Raw genomic sequence first — 6,563 nt, forward strand, 5'->3', positions numbered from 1 at the left:
CTGGCAATAAAGGCTCTGTGGGATAATGAACTCACTTACTGGCACGGTACCGGACACGGCATCGGACATTTCCTGAATGTCCACGAAGGGCCTCAAAACATCCGCCTGGAAGAAAATCCGACCCAACTCAGGCCGGGAATGGTTACTTCCAACGAACCCGGGATATATCGCGCCAATCAATATGGTATCCGCATCGAGAACCTGATTGTGACACAGGAATACAAAAAGACCAAAGAATTCGGCACTTTCTATAATTTTGAGACTATCACGCTTTGTCCCATCGACACCAAGCCGATCGCAAAAAAACTGCTCACCAAAAACGAAATCAAGTGGCTCAACAATTATCATAAAATGGTATACCGGAAACTCAAAAGGTATCTGAACGAAGAGGAAAGAATATGGTTAAAGCGTAAAACAAAAGCCATATAATTCAACTTATGAGTATGGATTTCAGATTTAAGATTTTGAATTCCCAGGTTCTGAATTCTGAGTTCCAAGTTCCAAGTTCTAACAACAAACTTCCGAATTATGCCCCTTATAAAATCAGTTCGCGGTTTCACACCCGAAATCGGCGGAAATACCTATCTGGCAGACAATGCCACTATCATTGGAGACGTGATCATCGGCCGCGATTGCAGCATCTGGTTCAATACCGTGCTGCGCGGCGATGTGAACTCCATCCGTATCGGAGACCGGGTAAATGTACAGGACGGTACGGTCATTCACACATTGTACCAGAAATCGGTATCGGTCATCGGCAATGATGTATCCATCGGCCATAATGCGGTCATCCACGGCGCTGAAGTGAAAGAGGGTGCGCTTATAGGGATGGGCGCCATCGTACTCGATCATGCGGTGGTTGGTGAAGGCGCCATTATCGCTGCCGGCTCCGTAGTACTCAGCGGTACGCAGGTAGAACCGGGCAGCATCTATGCCGGTGTACCGGCTAAATTTGTGAAGAAGGTCGATCCGGAGCAATCCAAAGAGATGAACCAGAAAATAGCAAATAACTATTTAATGTATGCAAGTTGGTTTAAAGAGGAGGAAAACAAATAGAAACAGTAAAAATAAACCCACGGGAAATTGATGATTAAAATTCTTTCCCGACAGGTGAATTATAAAACGAGGGTGAAACCGTCTTCTAAGATCAGGCATTCACCCCTCGTTCTTTTATATCGAAGCAGTAGGTTAATCTTTTAACACACAGGAAATATACTCATTCCCGTTAGAATCCGTCAATACGGCAGGTTGATCGGCTTTTGTCAGGGATGCACTCTTCATCGGTCGTAATTCGTAGATATGTACCGGGTTATATTTCATGGTCCAGAGGAAGGGGAACAGGAAAAACAGCCCACCGACAATGGCTCCCACATCAACTGTTTCATTTCTCTCAAGCACGGTATGCAACGTTTCATATCCCTCCAACTCTAAGCGGACAGCCGTCGAACTTCCCACAATTTTGGTATCGGAATAAGAATAAGGAGTAACTCCCTTGTATTCTCCATTCATATACACTTTTGCCCCGTTCGGTTCCGATTGAATCAACGTAGTGCTGGAGCAACTGGCAAATAACACTGCAACCGCCAGTAACATCGCGGCAGTTCTCATAAAGATAGATTTTTGTGTCATATTAATTTTTTTAATGTTAATAATTCCTCAAAGGTATAAAATTTTTATTATTCCTTTAACAAAACCCCTTAACCTTAAAAATATTTTTTATTCATGTTTATTAACTTTATTCAAGCAGCGTTTATTGATTTTGTGCATCTTAAATAATAAATACATTTTATGAGTGAATATTTCCATTAAGCTAAATGTTCCGTATTGCCTTTAGTATAAACAATAACAATTTTAATTATGAAGAACCCCTTATTATTGCTACTCCTGCTTGGTTCCTTGTCATCTGTTAAAGCGCAACAATCTTCCCATTTCCGGATCGGAATCGAATATGGTACGTTTGAGATGGCGGGGGAGATCGATGACCGCTGGGAATTTCGTCAAACCCAAAGTCGTTACCCCGTTCAGGAAAGTTATTCCGGAAGTGAAAACGCCATAGGCGAAGGGGAGGCTCATTATGCGGGTTTAAAATCGGAACTTTCTATGTGGGACGACCGGCTCACGCTCGCGTCGGGATTACGCTACACCCACATAAACGAGCGGATCTCCCCCTCAAGAGGTCCCCAACTTTATCTGTTCCATCCGTCGGAGCAGGGGGTTGAACTTTTTCGCATTTACGGAATGAACGAATCTCTCGGCTATGTAAGCATTCCTTTAGAGGCGGATATACTATTATGGGGACGACTCAGTAATTGGCAAGGTTACGTGAAAGGGGGCATACAGGCAGGAATGAAAGTACATGGGAGCACGGACCTTGATTTTGTTTCGAAAGAGATGGAAAAGTACCAAGATGAAATACTTGCCGCAGCCGGAAAAGCGCCATCCGACTTTTTTTCGAATGCCTATGCCAGTATCGGATTACGCCTTATCCTTAACAACGGGATCCGTTTATCGATCGAAGGCGTATTTCCTCCGGTTTTTCTCACAAAAGACAATTTCTCGCTGCTTACCTCTCAATCATTCGGGGGTGTACAGTTTATGATCTCAACCCCGGTCAATCTCTTTTCAACAAAGTAAAAAAGTTTAAAAAGTTTCAATCATGAAGTATATCAATCTCTTTTCCTTTATGCTTATCCTTGTCATCGCGGCAGGATGCGCACGTGATTTTGATTACCGCATCTCCAACTCGGTATTTATTGAAGACGGCGAGAATCCCGGGCTTCCCATCTATTCGGAAAAAGGGTACAACAGTTTCGGGGTCTATTGGGAATTAACACCATTAACGACTGAACAACTCCATGATCCATCAAAAATAGTAGTAAAAAATGATTCATGCCATATCCATCTCTCCGGATCTATAGGCCAGACCTCTCACACGTTGGTGATATCCCTTCCGGAGTATATCCCCGGCGCTTTTACGGAGTTGCTCTCCCTGAACAATAAAAACTTCAACTTGACCGGACCGGAGTGTGCGATCTCCCTGCTTTCCGGCGCTTATCCAAGAAAGTTGAAAATCCTGGAGGGAACGTTTACGATTAAACGAGCACAGAACATGTATGTGGATAAGGAAATGGAAAGTGTGATCTTATCCGGTATATTTTCATTTAAAGCAACCGTAGACGACATACCGGTAACATTTTCCAACGGACGGTTCGATATGCGGTTCGGAGATGAGAATTTCTTCTACCTGCAAGAAGAGGATTGAGGCACGAACTTCACGAAAACGAAAGCCGGAATTCCTTATCTCTCGTGTGCCGTTCCTTTCCGGTTGGCTGCTACCATTTTATAGAGCTGGTCGTTGGGACGTATCTTTTCATTGGTTTTGATGGAGAAATGGTTTCCTTTTACCGCTTCAGGAACAGCGACCAGGTCCACCCTTATATCATCGGCGGTAACAAAGACGGCACCGGTGGTAGGCCCGGTGATCAGTAATTCGTCTCCCGGTTTGACCGATTGTGTCTCCACCAGGAACTCCGTTACGCCGAGCTTTCCAAAATGCTTGACGGCTTTCCCTACATACACCTTTCGTTTTGTGGCTCCCGATCCGTATCGGTGCGTCCACTCTCCCAACCGTTGTCCGAGATAATAGCTATCCCAGAATCCGCGGTTGAAGACGGTGGCGAGGCGTTCGTTCCAGTTGTTTATCTTCTCTTTCGTATATGTGTCGTTGCAATATGCCTGTACCGCCTCTTTGTAGCATGATACCACCACCCGCACATATTCCGGCCCCCTGGCACGTCCTTCGATTTTGAACACCCGTACCCCGGCATCCATCATCTTATTCATGAAATGGATGGTCTTGAGATCTTTGGGAGACATGATATATTCATTATCGATCTCCAGTTCTATCTCGCTGTCCCTGTCCTTCACAATATACCCCCGGCGGCAGATCTGGTTGCACGCGCCCCGGTTGGCAGAAAGGTCTTTTTCGTGCAGGCTGAGGTAACACTTCCCCGAAACCGCCATACATAAGGCGCCGTGCGAGAACATCTCGATGCGGATCAACTCTCCCGACGGCCCTTTGATCTGCTGATCTACGATATCCCGATAAATAGCGGTCACCTGATCCATATTCAGCTCGCGCGCCAGCACCACCACATCGGCGAACTGCGCGTAAAACTTCAACGATTCGGTATTGCTAATATTCAACTGGGTCGATAGATGCACCTCCACCCCGATACTCCGGGCATACATCAACACCGCCACATCGGCCGCAATGACGGCCGAAAGGTTCGCCTCCTTCGCAGCATCCACGATCTTCCGCATCAGTTCCATATCGTTGTCGTAGATGATGGTGTTGACCGTAAGATAACTCTTTATATTGTGATCGCGGCAGATACCCGCAATATTGTGCAGATCGGCAATGGTGAAATTGTTGGAAAATCTGGCGCGCATATTCAATCCTTCGATACCGAAGTAGACAGAATCCGCCCCGCCCTGGATAGCCGCCGTAAGCGATTCGTAGGACCCTGCCGGCGCCATTATTTCATAATCCTGAATAGATTTCATACGACAATATTTATTTTTAACGCCAAGGTCGTATGGAACTCGTTATTGTCATGTTCCCGGATGAGAACGGTTCTCTTGCTCGTTTCATTACTTTGCTATGACTTACAGGCACAAAAGTACAAAAAAAACGGATGCATCCATTATGAATACATCCGCACTACCGGCCATCACTTCCGGTTTTTATGATTTTTTCAGTAGCACTTCCTCAATAGCCTGTTTGAAAGCGTCTTTCGGAAGCGCTCCCTGTGCCATCTGCGGCGCTTCGCCCATCGGACAGAAGAGCAAAGAAGGGATACTCCGGATACCGAATTCGGCTGCCAGTTGTTGTTCCGCTTCAGTATCCACTTTGTAGATATAGATCTCTCCGTCATATTCGTTGGCGAGTTCTTCCAGAATAGGAGCGATCATTTTACAGGGGCCGCACCAATCCGCGTAAAAGTCAATAATACACGGCTTGTCGCCCAGATAGACCCATTGATCGGGATTTTTCTCGAAGTTGGCCACTTTCTGCAAAAAGTCGGCTCTGGTTAAATAAATTGTTTTTTTTGATGTCGTTGTTGTCATACTATTTTCTGTTTTTGTTACGTTTGTTTCCTGATTTGTTCCCGCATCGTTTGAAGCGGTTTTCCGGTCGGCACTGTTACATGAAGGCAGTATAAATACAAGGGCTGCTGCCGTTATTAAGAGATTTGTTTTCATATGATTACTTTATTTTTAACATGAATATGTATGGAACTTTTTCGTTAGACAGGAACAGAGTAAACTTATTTACTTTGTCGAGTGCAGCACTATTTCGAAAGCTGTAGGAGCAGAGACCAAATTTATTAGAACTATGCCACAGCGAGAAACAGTAGAATAAATTCAAAAAGTCTAACTTTAGGGAACGGGAATGATCAGCTAATTTAACGATTTATCGATCTGTTGATTTGTTGTCAGTAATTATCAAATCGGCACATCCTTACCTCATTAAATCGACTTACATAGACGTTTCAGCGTTCATTAAAAAATTAGTCATTTTCTCTGAAATTATTTTCTGATATTTCCTCTACTTTCTTTGGTTTTTTATCGCCTGAGAAGAGATCGAAAAGGAGATAACCGACCAGCGCTCCGTAGATCATCATCCTGTAAGGGTTGGAGGTGATGGGGCAGGTCCCGCTTACACACCCCACGTAGTGATAATAGAGATATCCTACCAGGATTCCCGTTAATACTCCCATGATCCTCAACCAGTGTTTCTTAAAAAAATCTTTCATATAACCCTATTTTAAAACTTATAACTAAAAGTCCGGAGTTCTTTATGCTTCTTTGTCCCTGCAACTCATAATACATTTCAATACATTCGAAAAACGTTTATCGCTGAGAGAATAAAAACTGTTCTTTCCGTTTTTACGGCACCGCAGTATTCCTTTTGCCCTCATATCGGTCAGATGATGCGATAGCAGCGATTGTTCACAATCCATCTGATCCATCAACTCCGTTACCGACTTTTCACCCGCCTGAGAAAGCTGCATAACGACACACAAGCGGGTCTCATGGGCCAGCGCTTTCAGAATATATGCCGCATCTTCGAATTGAGAACGGTCTATTTTATTTCTTTCCAATTCAACTGTCTCTTTTTCCATTTCCATTGTATTGAAAAATTAATCAACATATGAACATATATTCATCTATTTTTGTTCGCCAAAAGTATAACATTTTTTCCGTTCTACCGTTTTTTTATACGATTATTTGATCGGACGAATGGATGAATAAAGGTAATATGTTAAAGAATTCTGATATAATAAGTCAGTTTTGCCTCGATCAATCGGAAGGCTGAACGGGAGAAATAGGCATTATCACTTCGCCGGCTGGTAAAGATATCACCTAATCCGAAATAGTAACGCCCTTCCAGAGCAAAATCACCGATCCCGGTTTTGAACGCCATTCCCACTCCTCCTACCAATCCGTAATCCACCCGCGTCAGTTCACTCGTAGAACCATACTGCACCCCGATTCTC

At 44.1% G+C, this 6,563-nt stretch carries 10 protein-coding genes; 4 read left to right on the forward strand and 6 right to left on the reverse strand.

Annotated elements, in window-relative coordinates; genetic code table 11:
* Together Q0502_RS17615 and Q0502_RS17620 are read left to right on the forward strand one after the other, a co-directional pair.
* Positions 1-429 (forward strand): M24 family metallopeptidase C-terminal domain-containing protein (locus Q0502_RS17615; protein ID WP_298653675.1); only part of this gene is annotated, 429 nt, incomplete at its 5' end.
* A gap of 99 nt (positions 430-528) precedes the next feature.
* A complete protein-coding gene (locus tag Q0502_RS17620) occupies positions 529-1,056 on the forward strand; it encodes a gamma carbonic anhydrase family protein (RefSeq protein WP_298653677.1) in 528 nt (175 codons plus the stop codon).
* A gap of 132 nt (positions 1,057-1,188) precedes the next feature.
* On the opposite strand, the gene Q0502_RS17625 is transcribed toward Q0502_RS17620, so the two are convergent.
* On the reverse strand, positions 1,189-1,629 hold the full coding sequence (locus Q0502_RS17625) for a PEGA domain-containing protein (RefSeq protein WP_298653678.1): 441 nt from the start codon (positions 1,627-1,629) through the stop codon (positions 1,189-1,191).
* Between the two features lie 228 nt (positions 1,630-1,857).
* Between Q0502_RS17625 and Q0502_RS17630 the strand changes: the two genes are divergently transcribed.
* The gene (locus tag Q0502_RS17630; protein ID WP_298653680.1) at positions 1,858-2,634 is read left to right on the forward strand and encodes a hypothetical protein; all 777 of its coding nucleotides are present in this window, start codon (positions 1,858-1,860) and stop codon (positions 2,632-2,634) included.
* 22 nt (positions 2,635-2,656) lie between these two features.
* Complete coding sequence (locus Q0502_RS17635) at positions 2,657-3,262, forward strand: hypothetical protein (protein WP_298653682.1); 606 nt, start codon at positions 2,657-2,659, stop codon at positions 3,260-3,262.
* 35 nt (positions 3,263-3,297) lie between these two features.
* On the opposite strand, the gene Q0502_RS17640 is transcribed toward Q0502_RS17635, so the two are convergent.
* From Q0502_RS17640 to Q0502_RS17660, 5 genes are all read right to left on the reverse strand, one after another.
* Positions 3,298-4,566 carry a peptidase U32 family protein gene (locus tag Q0502_RS17640; protein ID WP_298653683.1) on the reverse strand — a complete coding sequence of 423 codons (1,269 nt, stop codon included), beginning with the start codon at positions 4,564-4,566 and terminating at the stop codon, positions 3,298-3,300.
* Positions 4,567-4,746: 180 nt separating this feature from the next.
* On the reverse strand, positions 4,747-5,265 hold the full coding sequence (gene trxA, locus Q0502_RS17645; protein ID WP_298653685.1) for a thioredoxin: 519 nt from the start codon (positions 5,263-5,265) through the stop codon (positions 4,747-4,749).
* A gap of 308 nt (positions 5,266-5,573) precedes the next feature.
* A complete protein-coding gene (locus Q0502_RS17650; protein WP_298653687.1) occupies positions 5,574-5,819 on the reverse strand; it encodes a DUF6132 family protein in 246 nt (81 codons plus the stop codon).
* A gap of 42 nt (positions 5,820-5,861) precedes the next feature.
* Positions 5,862-6,188, reverse strand: coding sequence for a metalloregulator ArsR/SmtB family transcription factor (locus Q0502_RS17655; protein ID WP_298653689.1), 327 nt, complete (start codon positions 6,186-6,188; stop codon positions 5,862-5,864).
* 140 nt (positions 6,189-6,328) lie between these two features.
* A partial coding sequence (locus Q0502_RS17660; protein ID WP_298653691.1) for an outer membrane beta-barrel protein occupies positions 6,329-6,563 on the reverse strand: 235 nt, incomplete at its 5' end.

The organism is uncultured Proteiniphilum sp., assembly GCF_937873925.1.
Taxonomy (GTDB): domain Bacteria; phylum Bacteroidota; class Bacteroidia; order Bacteroidales; family Dysgonomonadaceae; genus Proteiniphilum.

Bases quoted from the DNA above. Each gene is read 5' to 3' on its own strand.
- Q0502_RS17620 (WP_298653677.1), top strand. From the start codon at position 529: ATGCCCCTTATAAAATCAGTTCGCGGTTTCACACCCGAAATCGGCGGA.
- Q0502_RS17625 (WP_298653678.1), bottom strand. From the start codon at position 1,629: ATGACACAAAAATCTATCTTTATGAGAACTGCCGCGATGTTACTGGCG.
- Q0502_RS17630 (WP_298653680.1), top strand. From the start codon at position 1,858: ATGAAGAACCCCTTATTATTGCTACTCCTGCTTGGTTCCTTGTCATCT.
- Q0502_RS17635 (WP_298653682.1), top strand. From the start codon at position 2,657: ATGAAGTATATCAATCTCTTTTCCTTTATGCTTATCCTTGTCATCGCG.
- Q0502_RS17640 (WP_298653683.1), bottom strand. From the start codon at position 4,566: ATGAAATCTATTCAGGATTATGAAATAATGGCGCCGGCAGGGTCCTAC.
- trxA (WP_298653685.1), bottom strand. From the start codon at position 5,265: ATGAAAACAAATCTCTTAATAACGGCAGCAGCCCTTGTATTTATACTG.
- Q0502_RS17650 (WP_298653687.1), bottom strand. From the start codon at position 5,819: ATGAAAGATTTTTTTAAGAAACACTGGTTGAGGATCATGGGAGTATTA.
- Q0502_RS17655 (WP_298653689.1), bottom strand. From the start codon at position 6,188: ATGGAAAAAGAGACAGTTGAATTGGAAAGAAATAAAATAGACCGTTCT.